This window comes from Stenotrophomonas geniculata ATCC 19374 = JCM 13324 (genome assembly GCF_001431625.1).
Taxonomy (GTDB): Bacteria; Pseudomonadota; Gammaproteobacteria; order Xanthomonadales; family Xanthomonadaceae; genus Stenotrophomonas; species Stenotrophomonas geniculata.
The window spans coordinates 71,188-87,587 of record NZ_LLXT01000104.1 but is presented as its reverse complement, the minus strand read 5'-3'; the positions used below and the strand labels follow the sequence as shown (position 1 = coordinate 87,587).

Annotated in this window: 13 protein-coding genes; 6 read left to right on the top strand and 7 right to left on the bottom strand. The window is 67.2% G+C overall.

Annotated elements, in window-relative coordinates:
- Nucleotides 1-127: 127 nt before the first annotated feature.
- Together ARC63_RS11015 and ARC63_RS11010 are read right to left on the bottom strand one after the other, a co-directional pair.
- A complete protein-coding gene (locus ARC63_RS11015) occupies nucleotides 128-3,229 on the bottom strand; it encodes an efflux RND transporter permease subunit (protein ID WP_057503296.1) in 3,102 nt (1,033 codons plus the stop codon).
- A gap of 4 nt (nucleotides 3,230-3,233) precedes the next feature.
- Nucleotides 3,234-4,421, bottom strand: coding sequence for an efflux RND transporter periplasmic adaptor subunit (locus tag ARC63_RS11010; RefSeq protein WP_057503295.1), 1,188 nt, complete (start codon nucleotides 4,419-4,421; stop codon nucleotides 3,234-3,236).
- Between the two features lie 156 nt (nucleotides 4,422-4,577).
- On the opposite strand from ARC63_RS11010, the gene ARC63_RS11005 reads away from it, so the two are divergent.
- The 3 genes from ARC63_RS11005 to ARC63_RS10995 all read left to right on the top strand — a co-directional run bounded on the left by ARC63_RS11005 (nucleotide 4,578) and on the right by ARC63_RS10995 (nucleotide 8,816).
- Complete coding sequence (locus ARC63_RS11005) at nucleotides 4,578-5,261, top strand: response regulator transcription factor (RefSeq protein ID WP_057503294.1); 684 nt, start codon at nucleotides 4,578-4,580, stop codon at nucleotides 5,259-5,261.
- Nucleotides 5,248-6,624, top strand: coding sequence for a sensor histidine kinase (locus ARC63_RS11000; RefSeq protein ID WP_082587853.1), 1,377 nt, complete (start codon nucleotides 5,248-5,250; stop codon nucleotides 6,622-6,624). Before ARC63_RS11005 ends, ARC63_RS11000 begins: the two co-directional genes overlap by 14 nt.
- 98 nt (nucleotides 6,625-6,722) lie before the next feature.
- Nucleotides 6,723-8,816 carry a TonB-dependent siderophore receptor gene (locus tag ARC63_RS10995; RefSeq protein WP_057503292.1) on the top strand — a complete coding sequence of 698 codons (2,094 nt, stop codon included), beginning with the start codon at nucleotides 6,723-6,725 and terminating at the stop codon, nucleotides 8,814-8,816.
- 44 nt (nucleotides 8,817-8,860) lie between these two features.
- On the opposite strand, the gene ARC63_RS10990 is transcribed toward ARC63_RS10995, so the two are convergent.
- From ARC63_RS10990 to ARC63_RS10980, 3 genes are all read right to left on the bottom strand, one after another.
- Nucleotides 8,861-9,748 (bottom strand): LysR family transcriptional regulator, encoded by an 888-nt coding sequence (locus tag ARC63_RS10990; protein WP_057503291.1) that lies wholly within the window; start codon nucleotides 9,746-9,748, stop codon nucleotides 8,861-8,863.
- Nucleotides 9,749-9,786: 38 nt separating this feature from the next.
- Nucleotides 9,787-10,668: an SDR family oxidoreductase gene (locus ARC63_RS10985; protein ID WP_057503290.1), complete on the bottom strand. Its 882-nt coding sequence runs from the start codon at nucleotides 10,666-10,668 to the stop codon at nucleotides 9,787-9,789.
- A gap of 158 nt (nucleotides 10,669-10,826) precedes the next feature.
- Nucleotides 10,827-11,690, bottom strand: a complete 864-nt coding sequence (locus ARC63_RS10980) for a DMT family transporter (RefSeq protein WP_057503289.1) — start codon at nucleotides 11,688-11,690, stop codon at nucleotides 10,827-10,829.
- Between the two features lie 132 nt (nucleotides 11,691-11,822).
- On the opposite strand from ARC63_RS10980, the gene ARC63_RS10975 reads away from it, so the two are divergent.
- The gene (locus ARC63_RS10975; protein WP_057503288.1) at nucleotides 11,823-13,202 is read left to right on the top strand and encodes an aminotransferase-like domain-containing protein; all 1,380 of its coding nucleotides are present in this window, start codon (nucleotides 11,823-11,825) and stop codon (nucleotides 13,200-13,202) included.
- On the opposite strand, the gene ARC63_RS10970 is transcribed toward ARC63_RS10975, so the two are convergent.
- On the bottom strand, nucleotides 13,141-14,085 hold the full coding sequence (locus ARC63_RS10970; RefSeq protein WP_057503287.1) for a LysR substrate-binding domain-containing protein: 945 nt from the start codon (nucleotides 14,083-14,085) through the stop codon (nucleotides 13,141-13,143). The genes ARC63_RS10975 and ARC63_RS10970 overlap by 62 nt on opposite strands.
- A gap of 115 nt (nucleotides 14,086-14,200) precedes the next feature.
- On the opposite strand from ARC63_RS10970, the gene ARC63_RS10965 reads away from it, so the two are divergent.
- Entirely contained in the window at nucleotides 14,201-14,899 is a 699-nt protein-coding gene (locus tag ARC63_RS10965) for a glutathione S-transferase family protein (protein WP_057503286.1), read from the top strand.
- Nucleotides 14,900-14,985: 86 nt separating this feature from the next.
- Nucleotides 14,986-15,660: a class I SAM-dependent methyltransferase gene (locus ARC63_RS10960; RefSeq protein WP_049410213.1), complete on the top strand. Its 675-nt coding sequence runs from the start codon at nucleotides 14,986-14,988 to the stop codon at nucleotides 15,658-15,660.
- Nucleotides 15,661-15,663: 3 nt separating this feature from the next.
- Here the strand turns inward: ARC63_RS10960 and smqnr are convergent, their stop codons facing one another.
- Complete coding sequence (smqnr, locus tag ARC63_RS10955; protein WP_010483741.1) at nucleotides 15,664-16,311, bottom strand: SmQnr family pentapeptide repeat protein; 648 nt, start codon at nucleotides 16,309-16,311, stop codon at nucleotides 15,664-15,666.
- Nucleotides 16,312-16,400 lie beyond the last annotated feature (89 nt).

Genomic DNA, 16,400 nt, shown 5'->3' with positions numbered 1-16,400 from the left:
GGCCAGAGATGGTCGAGCAGCCACATGGCAGGTCTCCGTGGGGGACGGGGACGACCTACGCTAGCGACAGCTGGGCAAAGGAAGGGTGATGGCGCTGCGGCAGCCAGATGACAGCCGCGCCCCCCGCTCACTCCTGCCGCCGTGACCGGCCCAGGCGGCGCACCAGCACGAAGAACAATGGCACCAGCACCACCGCCAGCACCGTGCCGGAGACCATGCCGCCGATCACGCTCATGCCGATCTCACGACGGCTGACCGCACCGGCACCGGTGGCCAACGCCAACGGAATCACACCGGCCACAAAGGCCAACGACGTCATCACGATCGGACGCAGGCGCAGGCGTGCGCCCTGCAGCGCGGCCTCCACCGCTGAACTGCCCGCGCGATAGCGGGCCTCGGCGAACTCCACGATCAGGATCGCATTCTTCGCCGACAGGCCGATGGTGGTCAGCAGACCGACCTGGAAGTAGATGTCGTTGACGAAGCCCGCCGCGGTGGTCGCCAGCACGGTACCGATCACGCCCAAGGGAATCACCAGTACCACGGCCACCGGCACCGTCCAGCTTTCATAGAGCGCAGCCAGGCACAGGAAGATGAAGGCAATCGAGGCCAGGTAAAGCCACAGCGTCTGGTTGCTGGCCAACCGCTCCTGATAGGACAGGCCACTCCACTGCAGGTCGAATCCCGCCTGGTCCGCAATCAGCGCCTGCATGCGCTGCATCGCCTCGCCCGAGCTGCGTCCTTCGGCGGCACTGCCCTGGATCTGCATCGCCGGCAGACCGTTGAAGCGCTGCTGCAGCTGGGGTCCGCGCGCCCAGTGGCTGCTGGCGAAGCTGGCGAACGACGCCATCTGGCCGTTGCCACCGCGCACATACCACTGGCCGATGTCGTCGGGCACGCTGCGGTAGGGCTGGTCACCCTGCATGTAGACCCGCTTGACCCGACCGCGATCGAGGAAATCGTTGATGTAGCTGCCGCCCCAGGCCGCCGACAGGGTGGAATTGATGTCAGCCTGGGACAGCCCCAGCGCGCTGGCCTGCGCATGGTCGATGTCCAGCCGCAGCTCGGCCTTGTCGCCCAGGCCGTTCAGGCGCACCGAGGTGAGCCCATCGTCTTCGCCGGCCGCACGCACCACCTGTTCCTGCGCCGCCTGCAGGGCCACGCGCCCGGCGGCGCTGGTGTCCTGCAACCACAGTTCGAAGCCGCTGGACTGGCCCAGTCCACGCACCGCCGGCGGTGCCAGCACATTGACCCTGGCATCGGGCAACCCGCGGAAGTAGGCATTGGCACGCGTGATGATCGCCGCAGCGGTGTTGTCGCCGGTACGCTCATCCCAGGGCTTCAGTGCGAGGAAGCCCTGTCCGGCGTTCTGGCCGGTGCCGGCATTGTTGCGGCCAACCACCACGAACACCACGTCCAGGTTCTGCTTCTCGTGCTCCATGAAGTAGCGGCTGATCTGCTCGCCCAGCGCTTCGGTACGCGCCATCGGCGTGCCCTCCGGCGTGGAGAACTGGAAGGTCACCTGGCCCTGGTCTTCCACCGGCAGGAAGCCGGTGGGCATGCGCGCGTACAGCGCAATCATGGCGACCACCAGCAGCAGGTAGAACGCCATCCAGCGCCGCGGCCGGGCGACGACGCCACCGAGCTTTCCCTGATAGGCCAACTGGCTGCGCTCGACACCCCGGTTGAAGGCCCTGAAGAAGCGCCCCTGCGGTTTCTGCGCCGAAGATGGCTTGAGCAGGGTCGCGCACAGCGCCGGGGTCAGCGTCAGCGCGACCAGCGCCGACAGCGCCATCGCAGATGCAATGGTGATCGAGAACTGGCGGTAGATGATGCCGGTGGAACCACCGAACAGGGCCATCGGCAGGAACACCGCGCCCAGCACCACGGTGATGCCGATCAGCGCGCCGGTGATCTCGCCCATCGATTTTTCGGTGGCCTCGCGTGGCGGCAGGTGCTCGTCGTGGATGATGCGCTCCACGTTCTCCACCACCACGATCGCGTCGTCGACCAGCAGGCCGATCGCCAGCACCATCGCAAACAAGGTGAGCGTGTTGATCGTGAATCCGGCGACCGCCAGCACGCCGAACGTGCCCAGCAGCACCACCGGCACCGTGATCGCGGGGATCAACGTAGCACGCAGGTTCTGCAGGAACAGGAACATCACCACGACCACCAGCACGATGGCCTCGATGAGGGTATGGATGACACCCTCGATCGAGACCCGCACGAACGGTGTGCTGTCGCGCGGATAGGCGACCTGCAGCCCGGGCGGGAACGTTGGTCGCAGGCGTTCGATCTCCTCACGGACCGCATCCGCGGTGGCCAGCGCGTTGGCCCCGGAGGCCAGCGTGACCGAGAAACCCGCCGCCGGATAGCCATTGAGATAGCTGCTGGTCTGGTAGTTCTCGGCACCGATCTCCACCCGTGCCACGTCGCCCAGGTGCACTGCAGCGCCGCTGGGAAGCGTGCGCAGGATGATCGCGCGGAACTGTTCGGGCGTCTGCAGCCGCGACTGGGCAGTGACGGTGGCATTCAGGCTCTGCGTTGCGCTGGATGGCAATGCGCCCAGTTCGCCGGCCGTGACCTGGGTGTTCTGGGCCTGGATGGCCGTGCGCACGTCGGCCGGCATCAGGTCGTAGGCGCGCAGCTTGTGCGGGTCCAGCCACACGCGCATCGCATACGCCGAGCCGAACACATTGATCTCGCCGACACCCGGAATGCGGCTGATCGGATCCTGCACGTTGCTGACCAGGAAGTCGGAAACATCCACCCGTTCCATGCGCCGGCTGGTGTCATACAGCGAGACCACCATCAGCGAGTCGCCCTGCGACTTGGCGACCGTCACGCCCTGCTGCTGCACTTCCTGCGGCAACCGGTTGATGGCCTGGTTGACGCTGTTCTGCACCTGGACCTGGGCAATGTCCGGGTTGGCGCTCTGGTCGAATGTGACCGTGATGCGCGCCTGCCCCGATGACGAACTGGTCGACGAGAAATACAACAGGTGATCGATGCCTTTGATCTGCTGTTCGATCACCTGGGTGACGCTGTCTTCCACCGTCTGCGCCGAGGCGCCGGTGTAGTTCGCGGTGATGTTGACCTGTGGCGGTGCGATGTCCGGGTACTGTTCGACCGGCAGCTGGCTGACGGCAATCGCGCCGAAGGCCATGATGCAGATCGCCAGCACCCAGGCAAATACCGGGCGGTGGATGAAGAAGCGCGGCAGCATGGGCTCAGTCCTTCCCGGCCGCTGCCGGCGTGACTGCCCCAGCGGGCTTCACCTGCACCGCCATGCCATCGGAGAGCCCCTGTGCGCCGGCCACGACCACCCGTTCGCCGGCAGCGATGCCATCCAGCACCAGCCACTGGTCGCCAATCGCGCGCGCGGTACGGAACAGGCGCAGCTTCGCCTTGCCGCCCTCATCCACCACCCACACCTGCGCCTCGCCCTTCGGGCTGCGGTCCACGGCAGACTGCGGCACCAGCAGCGCCTGCCGCTGCGTGCCCTGCCCCACCTGCGCCCGCACGTACATGCCCGGCAGCAGCTGCCCGGCGGGATTGGGAAACCGTGCACGCAGGGTGATGCTGCCGGTTTCCTGCTGCACGTCGATATCGGCAAATTCCAGGGTGCCGGGCAACGGATACGCACTGCCATCGGACAGCCGCAGCCGCACCGCAGCGGTGGTGGCCTGCACGCCACCGTCGGCGATCGCGCGGCGCAAGGCCAGGTACTCGTTGCTGGACTGGGTGATGTCCACGTTCATCGGGTCGACCTGCTGGATCCGCGCCAGCGGGTTGGCCTGGCCCGAGGTAACCAGCGCCCCGGGTGTGAACAGCGCACGGCCGATGCGCCCGGCAATCGGCGCGGTCACCGTGGCGAAACCAAGCCGCGTACGAGCGGTATCCAGGCTCGCCTGTGCCGCCTGCACCGCGGCTGCGGCCTGCTGCCCACTCGCGATGGCGTCATCCACGTCCTGGCGCGCGGCCAGCTGCTCGCCGCCCAGCGCCTGCATCCGTTGCGCGCGCAGGCGTGCGGTCACTGCCGCCGCTTCGGCGGTTTTCAGGTTGGCCTGAGCCTGATTCAACGCCGCCTGGTACAGGGCCGGTTCGATCTGGAACAAAGGCTGCCCGGCACGCACGGTTTCGCCCTCTTCGAACAGGCGTTTCACCAGCACGCCATCCACCTGCGGGCGCACATCCGACTCCTGCGATGCGATGGTTCGCCCCGGCAGCTCCTGTTCCATCGCCAGCGGCCTTTCCTGCAGGGTCAGCACTTCCACCTCGTGAAGCCGGCCGGCCGGCGTGGGCGCATCCTTGCCGCAGGCCGACAGCAGGCCGAGCAGAACGAGCGCAAGCAGCAGAGGCCGCCGGAGCCGCAGTGGCCGGGCATGGCATGGCAAGGGCATGTGCAGGAGGTTCATCGGGTGCCGGGGTTCCGCGCGTCGTGGGGAGACGCTCGGCGCCGAATATAGAAGACCCGTGCGCGGAATCCGGCGAATCGCGCATGAAACATTTTTCATTTGCAGTCACCGCGAGCGGTTGCGAGGATGGCAGCCATCCAACCTGCACAATGGCCCATGCCGCGCGTACTCACCATCGAGGACGACCTTGTCACTGCGGAGGAAATCGTAACCGAGCTGCGCAGCCATGGCTTCGAGGTCGACGTTGCCGTTGATGGCACTGCCGGCCTCGCATTGGCGCGTGCGGGCGACTACGCGGTGATCACCCTGGACCGCATGCTGCCCGGCATCGATGGCCTGGCGCTGGTCACTGCGCTGCGGCGCGAAGGAATCGTCACCCCCGTACTGATGATCAGCGCGCTGTCGGACGTGGACGAGCGCGTGCGTGGCCTGCGTGCAGGCGGCGACGATTACCTGACCAAGCCGTTCGCCTCCGATGAGATGGCGGCCCGCGTGGAGGTATTGATCCGTCGCCAGAGCCAGGCCGGCCCTGCCGACAGTGTCCTGCATGCCGGCGACCTCGAACTGGATCTGATGACCCGTTCGGCCCGGCGTGGCGGGCAGGAGATCAGCCTGCTGCCGACCGAGTTCAAGCTGCTCGAATTCCTGGTCCGCAATGCCGGCCAGGTGGTCACCCGCAGCATGCTGTTCCAGGAAGTCTGGGGCTATCACTTCGACCCCGGCACCAACCTGATCGATGTCCACATCGGCCGCGTGCGCAAGCGCATCGAGCAGCCGGGCCGCCCGCAACCCATCACCACCGTCCGTGGAACCGGCTATGTCTTCGATGCGCAATCCTGACCAGTGGTGCTCGTCCAGCAGCCGCCTGCTCGGGTTGTACTGCATCCTGTTCGTGGCCTGGTCGAGCCTGCTGCTGGGGGTGATGTACTGGCGCATCTCGGACTATCTCAATGACCTGACCGAATCCGGGCTGCAGCAGCGTGCCCATCTGTTCATGGCATTCGACGGCCAGGCACTGGACGATGCGTTGCGCGACAGCCAGCGCTTCGACCTGCACCAGGTCTACACCTACGGATTGTTCAGCGGCGACGGCGCGCCATTGGCTGGACCGCTGACCGCCATCCCAGCGGGACTGCCGCTGGATGGCAGCTCGCATCCGGTGGAAGGCTGGACATTGGTCGATGGAAAGCACGAGAGCGGCGGCAGCGCACTTGGCGTAGCGACCCGGGACGGGCGGACGCTGGTGTTCGTGCGCCAGAACGGCAAGCTCATGGCGGTCAACAGCATCATTCTCGATGCACTGCTGTGGGGCGTGTCGCTGACCGTCATCCCTGGCCTGGTCGGCTGGCATCTGCTGCGCCGGCGCCCGTTGAAGCGGATCCAGCAGATCGAAGCGGCCACCAGCCGCATCGTCGCCGGCGACCTCGGCCAGCGCCTGCCGGTATCCAACCGTCGCGACGAGATCGATCGGCTGTCGAGCATCGTCAATGCCATGCTCGAACGCATCGAGCAGCTGATGACCGAGGTCAAAGGCGTGTGCGACAGCATCGCCCATGATCTGCGCACCCCGCTCACCCGCCTGCGGGCGCATCTGTACCGCATGCGCGTCGGTCTGGACGAACAGGATCCGCATGCAGACCCGCTGGACAGGGCATTGGCGGAAACGGACATGCTGATGGCGCGCTTCACCGCGCTGCTGCGGGTATCCGAACTGGAAAGCCACCAGCGGCGTTCGGCCTTCGACGAGGTCGACCTTGCCGAGCTGCTGCAGGAACTGCACCAGTTCTACCTGCCACTGGCCGAAGAGAAGCAGCAGTTGCTGGAACTGCAGGTGGATCCACAGGCCGGCCTGCTGCGCGGCGACCGTGAGCTGTTATTCGAAGCGGTGGCGAACCTGCTGTCCAACGCCCTGCAGTTCACCCCTGCGCACGGCCGCATCCTGCTGCGTGCGGTCGATGATCACGGCGCGCCGAGGATCGATGTGATCGACAATGGACCCGGCATCCCGCCGCAGGATCGCACGCTGATCTACCAGCGCTTCTTCCGCGGCAGCAGCAGTGCCGGCCAGGGACCTGGATTCGGCTTGGGCCTGTCGATCGTGGCTGCTATTGCCGGCCTGCACGGCTTCCGGCTGCGCGCGGGCAGCGCCCCGGGCGGTGGCGCCTGGCTGAGCATCCGCGGCGCCTCGGACGGCCTGCCCTGACACCGGGCCTGGGTAACTCAATTGCATTTGGGAATCATTTGTATTTGCAGGCACGCATCCGGATAATCCGCCGTCACCGCCTTCCCGGATTCCTGACGATGCCCGCCCTGTCGCCGCGCCGCCCGCTGCTGTACACGCTCGCCCTGCCCACCCTGCTGGCCTCGGCCGTCGCCCAGGCCCAGGACGGCCCGGCGGCAGGCACCCTGGACAAGGTGACCGTGGTGGCCGAGCGGGCCAGCACCGCGACCAAGACCGACACCGCCCTGACCGAGACGCCGCAGGCGATCAGCGTGGTCACCCAGCAGCTGTTCACCGATCGCGGCGCGCACAACCTGCAGGAAGTGCTGCGCTACAGCGCCGGCGTCACCGCCGATGCCTGGGGCCTGGATACCCGCAACGACGCGACCTCGGTACGCGGGCTGGACCCCGTGCAGTACCAGGATGGCCTGCGCCGCAGCTACGGGTTCAGCCCGCTCGCCCGCCCGGAAATCTACGGCCTGGAACGCGTGGAAGTACTGCGCGGCCCGTCCTCGGTGCTGTACGGTGCCGGCGCCACCGGCGGCATCATCAATGCGATGAGCAAGCGCCCGACCTTCGGCGCCCTCACGGGCGAAGTCGGCGTGCAGTTCGGCAGTTTCGACCGCAGGCAGCTTCAGGGTGACATTGGCGGCGCCTTGAACGATGCCGGTACGCTTGCCGGCCGCTTCGTCGGGCTGCTGCGTGAATCGAACATGCAGACCGATGTACTCAATGATGACCGCATCTACCTGGCGCCCTCGATCAGCTGGCGCGGCGAACGCAGCACGCTGACCCTGCTGGCCAGCTACCAGCACGACAGGACCGGCTCCAGCCAGCAGTTCCTGCCGCTGGCCGCGACCCTGCTGGCACTGCCGGGCCGCCGCCTGGACACTTCCACCTTCATCGGCCACCCCGGCTTTGATCGCATCGATTCGCGCGTCTACAGCCTGACCGCGCTGTTCGACCACAGCTTCAATGACGTGCTCAGCCTGCGCTCGGCGGTGCGCTACATCGATGGCAGGACCACCCTGCAGCAGATGTACGTGGACAGCTACAGCAATCCGGCAGATCCCTTCATCGATGCCGACCACCGCGTGGTCAACCGCACCGCCTACGGCACCCGCCCCGACGTGCAGATCTTCAGCGCCGACAATGCGCTGCAGTTCGACTTCGCCACCGGTGCGTTCCAGCACCTGCTGCTGGCCGGGGTGGACTACAGCCAGTACAAGGAGCAGCTGCAGCGGCTGGATGCCACCGGCACGCCGATCGACATCTACGCCCCGGTGTCGGCCGCACCGGTCGTGCGTGGCTGGGATCGTCAGCCGGACCAGACCTCCACCCAGCTGGGTGTCTATGTGCAGGACCAGATCCGCTGGGCCGACCGCGTCTCGCTGGTGCTGGGCGCGCGCCGCGACCATGCGCGCTCGAAGACCGAAGGCCAACCCAGCCAGACCGACAACGCCACCACCTACCGCGCCGGCCTGATCGGTGACCTCGGCGCCGGAGTATCGCCCTACCTGAGCTACAGCGAATCGTTCCTGCCGGTCACTGGCCAGGACCTGTTCGGCCAGGCCTTCAAACCAATGCGTGGCCGCCAGAGCGAGGCCGGCATCAAGTGGCAACCGGCACGCAATCTGCTGCTGACGATGGCGGCGTACCGCATCACCGAAACCAATCGCCAGACCAACGATCCGGACAACGTGCTGAACGTGGTGCAGACCGGGCAGATCCGCTCCAAGGGCCTCGAGCTGGAAGGCCAGTTCCAGTTCGCCAACGACCTCACCATCACCGCCGCGGTGGCCCGCAATGAGGCCGAAGTCAGCCGCAGCAACTTCGCGCTGGAAGTGGGCCAGCGCCTCAACGACACCCCACGGGACCTGGCCTCGGCCTGGGTATCCAAGGGCTTCCAGCTTGACGATGCCGCACGCCTGCGCCTGGGCCTGGGCGTGCGCCACGTCGGCAACACCGTATCGCTGGGCAATGGCGGGCGCATCATCACGCCCAGCTACACGCTGGCCGATGCATTGGTGGAAGTGCAGGTGACCGACTGGACGATGGCATTGAACATCACCAACCTCGCCGACAAGCGCTACTACGCCCCGTGCCGTACGTTTGGCGACTGCTTCGCCGGCTACCCGCGCGTGGTCACCGGCACCATCAGCTATCGGTTCTGACCGAGGATCACGCTGGCCGCCGATTCAGCAGGTGAACCCGCGGCTCAGCCGCGGGCAGGCAGCTTCGCCACGTCCAGGAAATTGCCAAGCACCGGTGACGGTGGTTCCGGGCGCATGCAGAACTGCAGGGCGAAACGGGCGGCTTCGCCCTCCAGCACGCGATAGACGATCTCCTGCGGGCGGAAGCTGGCCATGCTGGCCGGCACGATCGCCACGCCGGCGTCCACCGCCACCAGTGACAACACCGCGTGCATGCCCTGCGCTTCCTGCACCACACGTGGGGTGAATCCCGCTGCGGTACACAGGCCCAGCACCTGCGCATGGAAGCCGATGCCCTCGCCCGCCGGCCACGAAACGAACGGTTCATCAGCCAGCATCGCCACACTGGCCTCCGCCGCATCGGCCAACGCATGTGCACGCGGCAGCGCAATCGCCAGGCGGTCGTGGTCGAAGTCGTGCAGCACCAGCTCGGCGGCGGGAATCGGTGGAATCAGCACGCCTACGTCGATGCGCTGCTCACGCAGCCACAACTGCTGCTGGCGCGAGGTGGCTTCCTGCAGGTGCAACTGCACCTGCGGGTACTGCTGGCGGAAGCGGCGGATCAAACCTGGCAGGCGGCCATACAGCGCACTGCCGACATAGCCTACGCGCAGGCAGCCAGACTGTCCGCTCGCCGCCTCGCGCGTGCGCAGCAATGCCTGCTCGGCCTGCTGCAGCGTCGCACGTGCCTCCACCAGCAACGTCTGCCCGGCCACGGTCAGGCCCAGGGTGCGGTTGCCGCGCACGATCAGTTCACATCCGAGCACGTCTTCCAGCCGACGTATCGCTGCCGTCAGTGGTGGCTGCGACATGTGCAGGCGGGCCGCGGCGCGGTGGAAATGCAGTTCTTCGGCCACGGCCACGAACTGGCGAAGCAGGCGCAGGTCGATCATCTGGGAGCAGGCAGTGGAAACCTGCCTAGGGTACGCCCTCAGCTACGCGCGTCCACGCTGGCGCGCGCGATGGCCGGCCACTGCAATGCCACCGACTCGATGCTGTCTGCACTGACCGCACGCAGATCGCGTGGATACGCCACGTGCTCGGCCTCCTGCAGGCGCAGTGCATGGAACTGCCCGTTGCTGGCGCGCAGCGTCCATCCGCCCTCGTGGCAGCGCGTGGATGCCAGATAGGCCACGCCCTGCGCGACCGCCTCCGGATGCAGTTCGTCGGGTTCGCCTTCGATGCCCCACATGCGCGTCTTCGCTACCGGCGAAACCGCATTGACCACGATGCCGTTCTCGGCGCCTTCCAGGGCCAGCACATTGACCAGGCCAAGCGCGGCCAGCTTGCCCATCGCATAGGCAGACAGTCCGCGCTGTGCGTACTGCGGATACAGCGCGCGATCGGAGGTGGTGATGACGATGCGGCCCCCGCCCGCCGCGCGCATCGCCGGCCACACCGCCTGCGCCAGCCACAGCGGCGTCTTCGCCGCCAGGCACAGCGTCTGATCCAGCGCCTCGTCCTCGATCGCTTCCAGCGGCTGGTACTCGACCCAGCCCGCGTTGTGGATCAGGAAATCGATGCGGCCATGTTGCTGCAACAGATCCTGCACCAGCGCGTGGCAACCCGAGCGATGGTCGATGGGACCGCTTGCGGCCTGCACCGGCAGACCCTGCCCCTGCAGCACTTCCACGCTGCGAAGGATGCGCTGCGGATCGGCGCCGCGGCCATCGGTACCGGCACCGACGTCATGCATCACCACCTGCGCACCGCGCTCGGCCAGCAGGCGGCTGTAGGCCAGGCCCAACCCACCCGCGGCACCGGTCACCAGGCCCACCTGACCCTCGAAGGAAATACGCGACATCGGCTTCATGCGCACAGCTTCAGCCAAGCTCACCGCCCCGGCCAATACCGTTGACCACCGCCCACGATACGCCCTCGCTATCACCGGAAAAGGGGACGGAGGGGATTAAGTCGTTTCAGGCACAGCAGGGCCAGTTACGACTTAATCCCCTCCGTCCCCTTTTTCGCTCAGCGGCTGAAGCGGCGCGCGCCGGCGACGCAGATCACCGCGACCACGGTCACCAGCACCATGCTGAGGCTGACCGCTTCATGCAGCAACAGCGCAGCCAGCGCAAGGCCGAAGAACGGTTGCAGCAGCTGTAGCTGGCCGACCGCGGCGATTCCACCCTGGGCCAGCCCGCGATACCAGAACAGGAACCCGAGCAGCATGCTGAACACCGCCACGTAGCCCAGCGCCCACCACGCGGATGCCCCCACTTCGACGAACGAGGCCGGACGCATCAACACCGTCAGCGGCAGCATCACCGGTAGTGCCAGCAGCAGCGCCCAGCTGATCACCTGCCAGCCGCCGAGATGACGGGCAAGCCGACCGCCTTCCGCGTAGCCCAGTCCACACACCACGATCGCCGCCAGCATCAGCAGGTCGGCCTGCAACGAGGCCTCAATGCCGTTGCGCGCGGCATAGCCGACCACGCAGGCGCTGCCCAGCAGCGAGAACAGCCAGAACGCCGGGCGCGGCCGATCGCCACCGCGCAGTACGCCGAACACCGCAGTGCTCAGCGGCAACAGGCCGAGGAACACGATGGTGTGCGCTGATGAGGCGTGGCGCAGGGCAAGCGCGGTCAGCAGCGGGAAGCCGACCACCACGCCAAGGCTGACCACCGCCAGCCCGGGCAGGTCGCTGCGTCGCGGAAAGGGTTGGCGCAACAGCAGCAACAGGCCCAGGCCGAGTATGGCGGCGATGGTGGCGCGCGCGGCGGTAACGAACCCGGCGTCCAGCTGCAGCACGGCCAGGCGGGTGGCCGGCAACGAGCCGGCAAAGATCACCACACCGATGAAGCCATTGATCCAACCACTCGCCGACCGTTCCACGTCTGTACTCCCGGGGTGCCGGGCGGTGCCCGGCGGGATCTCCATGGAAGCACCTGCGGCCCGCGCCCCCCAGCTACAATCCAGTACAGTTTCAAATAACTGTACTGCCCACACTTACAGCACACTTTCGCCATGACGCGCCCGCTTACCCGCATCGAATCGGTCATCCAGGCCGTCCGTACCCGTATCGGCACGCGGGTGGATGGCGCCGGTTCGCGGCTGCCCTCGGTACGCGCGCAGGCGGCGGCAATGGGCGTGTCGGTTTCCACCGTGGTCGAGGCCTACGAGCGCCTCGCCGCCGAAGGGCTGATCAGCGCGCGTGCCGGTTCCGGCTTCTATGTCAGTGGACCGGCCGCACCGCTCGCCCTGGCCGAAATGGAACCACGCCTGGACCGCGCGGTGGACCCGCTGTGGGTGTCGCGGCAATCGCTGGAAACGCCGGCGGGCCACCTCAAGCCGGGCTGCGGCTGGATGCCCAGTGATTGGCTGTATCACGACGGCGTGCGCCGCGGCCTGCGCCGACTGGCGCGTGCCGATGCCATGCAGCTGGTCGACTACGCCGGCCCGCTCGGGCTGCCCGCATTGCGCCAGCTGCTGCAACGGCGCTGCGCGGCGCTGGGCATTGATGCACCGATTGAGCAGATCCTGCTGACCGAATCCGGTACGCACGCGGTCGATCTGCTCTGCCGTTTCCTGCTCAAGCCCGGCGACTGCGTGCTGGTGGATGATCCGAGCTACTTCAACTACCACGCGCTGCTGAAGGCGCACCAGGTGCAGGCCATCGGCGTGCCGTACACGCACAGCGGCCCGGACCTGGAGGCGTTCGCGCAGGCACTTCAGGCGCATTCGCCACGGCTGTACATCACCAACTCGGGCCTGCACAACCCGACCGGCGCGGTGCTCTCGGCCAGCACCGCGCATCGGCTGCTGGGGCTGGCCGAACGCAGCGAACTGATCATCGTCGAGGACGACATCTTCGCCGACTTCGAACTGCAGCCGGCACCGCGCCTTGCTGCGCTGGATGGGCTGTCGCGTGTGATCCACGTCGGCAGCTTCTCCAAGACCCTGTCGGCCGCTTCGCGCTGTGGCTACATCGCTGCACGCCACGACTGGATCGAAGCGCTGACCGACCTGAAGCTGGCCACCAGCTTCGGCGGCGGCCATCTGGCGATGCAGTTGATGCACATCGCGCTGACCGACAGTGGCTATCGCCGCCACATGCAATCGGTGCGCTCGCGCCTGGCCGATGCGCGCCGGCACACACTGCGGAAACTGCACACGCTGGGCATCACGCCGTGGCTGCAACCGGAAGCCGGCCTGTTCCTCTGGTGCCAGCTTCCCGATGGCCGCGATGCTGCTGCGCTGGCACGGCAGTGCCTGCGCGAAGGCATCGTGCTGGCCCCGGGCAACGCGTTCAGCCAATCGCAGCGCGCGGCCGACTATGTGCGTTTCAACGTCTCGCAGTGCCAGGATCCGAGGATCTGGCAGGTACTGGCACGCGCGCTGCGTTGAGCTGGTAATGCGCGACCAGCGCATCCACCACCACGCGCACGCCCGGCAGCTGGCCGCGACGATGCGGCAGCAGCACGCTGGTGGTGACTTCGCCGGCATGCCACGCCGGCAGGACCTGCTGCAGGCGGCCAGCAGCGATGGCCGCCGCACACAGGCTGTAGGGCAGCACGGTGATGCCAAGACCCGCTTCTGCCGCCGCGATCAGCAGCTGCGATTCATTGCCGACCAGCGCCACCTGCGGCTCCACCTGCACGGTGCCGGCGTCGGCGCTGTGCAGCGTCCAGCGCGTTGCATGGCGCGCGGTCAGCAGGCCGGCATGCGCGCGTAGCTGCTCGGGCGTGTCCACTGCCGGCGCGGCTGCCAGATAACCAGGGGACGCCACCAGCACGATGCGTTCGCTACCGAGCATTCGCTGCACCAACCCGGAATCCGGCAGCGGACCGAAGTGGCTGCGCAGGGCGATGTCGATGCCCTCCTGCGCCAGATCGATGAAACGATCACTCACTTCAACTTCGATGCGCAGCCGCGGATAGCGGCGGGCCAACGCGGGCAGGCACGCGGCAAGCTCGCCCTGCACCACCGGAATCGAAGCGCTGATGCGCACGGTGCCGCTGGGTTCGGCCTGGCGGTCGCGGACAATGGCCTCCGCAGCCTCTACCTCCGACAACGCCGCGCGTGCGCGTTCGAAGAACTCTTGGCCGACCTCGGTCAGCGCGAAGCGGCGCGAACTGCGTTGCAGCAGCCGCACTTCGAGGTGTTCTTCCAGCAGCGCCACGCGCTTGCTAAGGGTCGAGCGCGGCAGGCCCAGATGGCGCCCACCTGCGGCGAAACCACCCTGCTCCACTGCGGTCACGAACAGGGCCAGATCATTGAGGTTGAGCATGCGCAACGTCCACACGTGTGGACTTCAGGATGCCATTCGGACGGCTTCAGCGGCAATGTCCATGCTGGCACGCTTTCCTCACCCGCCGCATCGCGGCTCGAACCGGAAATCTGCCATGACCCCGATCCTCTTCTACGGCGTGCCCTCGGGCTGCTCGTTCGGCTCCATCGTTGCACTGGAGTGGCTGCGCCAGCCTTACCAGCTGTGCCGCATCGACATGCCCGGCCAGGTGCAGGGCGAAGACTACTGCCGCCTCAATCCACTGGGCGAAACCCCGACCCTGCGAACCCCGCAGGGCGAGCTGCTCAGCGAGAGCCTGGCCATCCTCAACCACCTGGCTGCGAAGGGGATCGCGCAGGGGCTGGGCTTCGCACAGGGCACGGCTGGTTTCGATCGCCTCAACCACCGGCTGGCCTATCTCAACACCAGCTTCTTCGGTGCCTACGCGCCGCTCTGGCACGCACTGGAGCATGCGGAAGGTGATGAAGCCGAGGTGCTGGGTGCCTATGGCACGACCAAGGTGCGCCACGCCCACCAGGCGCTGGAGCAGATGATCGGTACGGGCCCGTGGCTGCTGGGCGAACAGCGCAGCTTCGCCGATGCCTACTTCGCCGGCATCGCGCGCTGGAACGACTATCACCAGGTGGTCGACCGCCGCGAGTTCCCCAGGGTGCAGCAGCTGTTCGAACGCCTGCAGGACGACGCGGGCGTGCAGTTCGCCCACGCCATCGAAGCGCAGCAGCCGGCAACCAGCAGTGGTGGCTTCCTCGGCGAGGTGAGGCTGGAAGACGTGCTTGAGGCCGCAGCGGCCTGAGCCCTGTGCTGTCTCTGCGGCAGCGGCGCGCAATACCTCTTGCGCGCCGCGCTACAGTGGTCTGTCCCCGTCGAAGGAATCCGCACATGTCCACGTTCTCCGACCCGCAGGCGGTGGCCCGCTATGCCGAAGCACCGCTGCGCCAGGTGCCCGGTTTCCTCGCGTTGCAGCAGATGAGCCGCCTGCTGCTGGCCGAACGCGTTCCCGCACAGGGCCGCGTGCTGGTACTCGGTGCCGGTGGCGGGCTTGAGCTGAAGGCCTTCGCCGAGGCACAGCCGGGCTGGCAGTTGCTCGGCGTGGATCCGGCCGCACCGATGCTGGCCCTGGCCGAACAGACACTGGGTCCGCTGAAGTCGCGCGTGCAGCTGCTGGAAGGCTACATCGACGATGCGCCCGATCTGCGCTTCGACGGTGCCACCTGCCTGTTGACCCTGCACTTCCTCGACGCCGCGCAGCGCCTGCACACGTTGCGCGAGCTGCACCGGCGCCTGCAGCCCGGCGCGCCGCTGGTGGTGGCGCACCACAGCGTGCCGCAGGATCCGGCCGGCAAGCTGCGCTGGTTGCAGCGCTACGCGGCGTTCGCCGAAGCCTCGGGGGTTGCCCGCGCCGATGCGCAGCGCGCGATCGAGGCCATTGCCGAGCGGCTGCCGCTGCTGGCGCCCGAGCAGGAGGTCGCCCTGCTGCAGGAGGCCGGCTTCGACGACGTGGAGCTGTTCTATGCCGGCTTCAGCTTCAAGGGCTGGGTGGCGTACGCCAGATGATGCCTACGGCACCACGGTGATGCCGATGCGCTGCATCAACAGCGCCACCTGCTGCACGTCCAGCGTGGCGCCGCGCAAGTTGGTCCTGCGCAGGTCCAGCTCGCCCAGCTCGGAGTTGGTCAGATCGCAGTCGGTGAAGTTGGCGCTGTTCCAGTCGATGCCCTCGAACTGGCCGCCGGACAGGTCCGAGCCGGCGAAGCTGGCGCCACTCACGTTCGCACCGTCCCAACGGTTTTCCCAAAGCTCGCACTTCTCCAGCGTCACCCGCGAGAAGTTCGCGTAGCGCAGGTTCGACTTCTTGATGAAGGCACTGCAGAACCAGCTCCGCGTGGTGATCTGGTTCATGAAGCTGGCGTTGCTGAAATCCGCGCCCTGCGCGCGGCACTCGCTGATCTCCAGGCCCAGTGCCTTGATGAAGTTGAAGTGGCACATGCTGATGTCGCAGCTGCGGAAGCTGGCTTCCTTCAGCGTGGCGCCGTTGAAGCGACAGCCGGCACGGCTGTCGGCATCGTAGAAACTGCAGTTGATGAACTCGGTGCCGGTCAGGTCCGCGCCGGAGAAATCGCACTTGTGGAACTGCTGGTCGACCACCTTCTGGCCGGTGTACTGGTCTGCGCCGATGCGCAGCTCGCGGTGAACGGTGGGGGACATCAGGGATTCCATGCCAGGTGCCCCGCCATGATGCCGGGCCGCGAGGGCGATCCATAGACCCCAGGCGCCGGCGGGTTCACCGGCAGTCC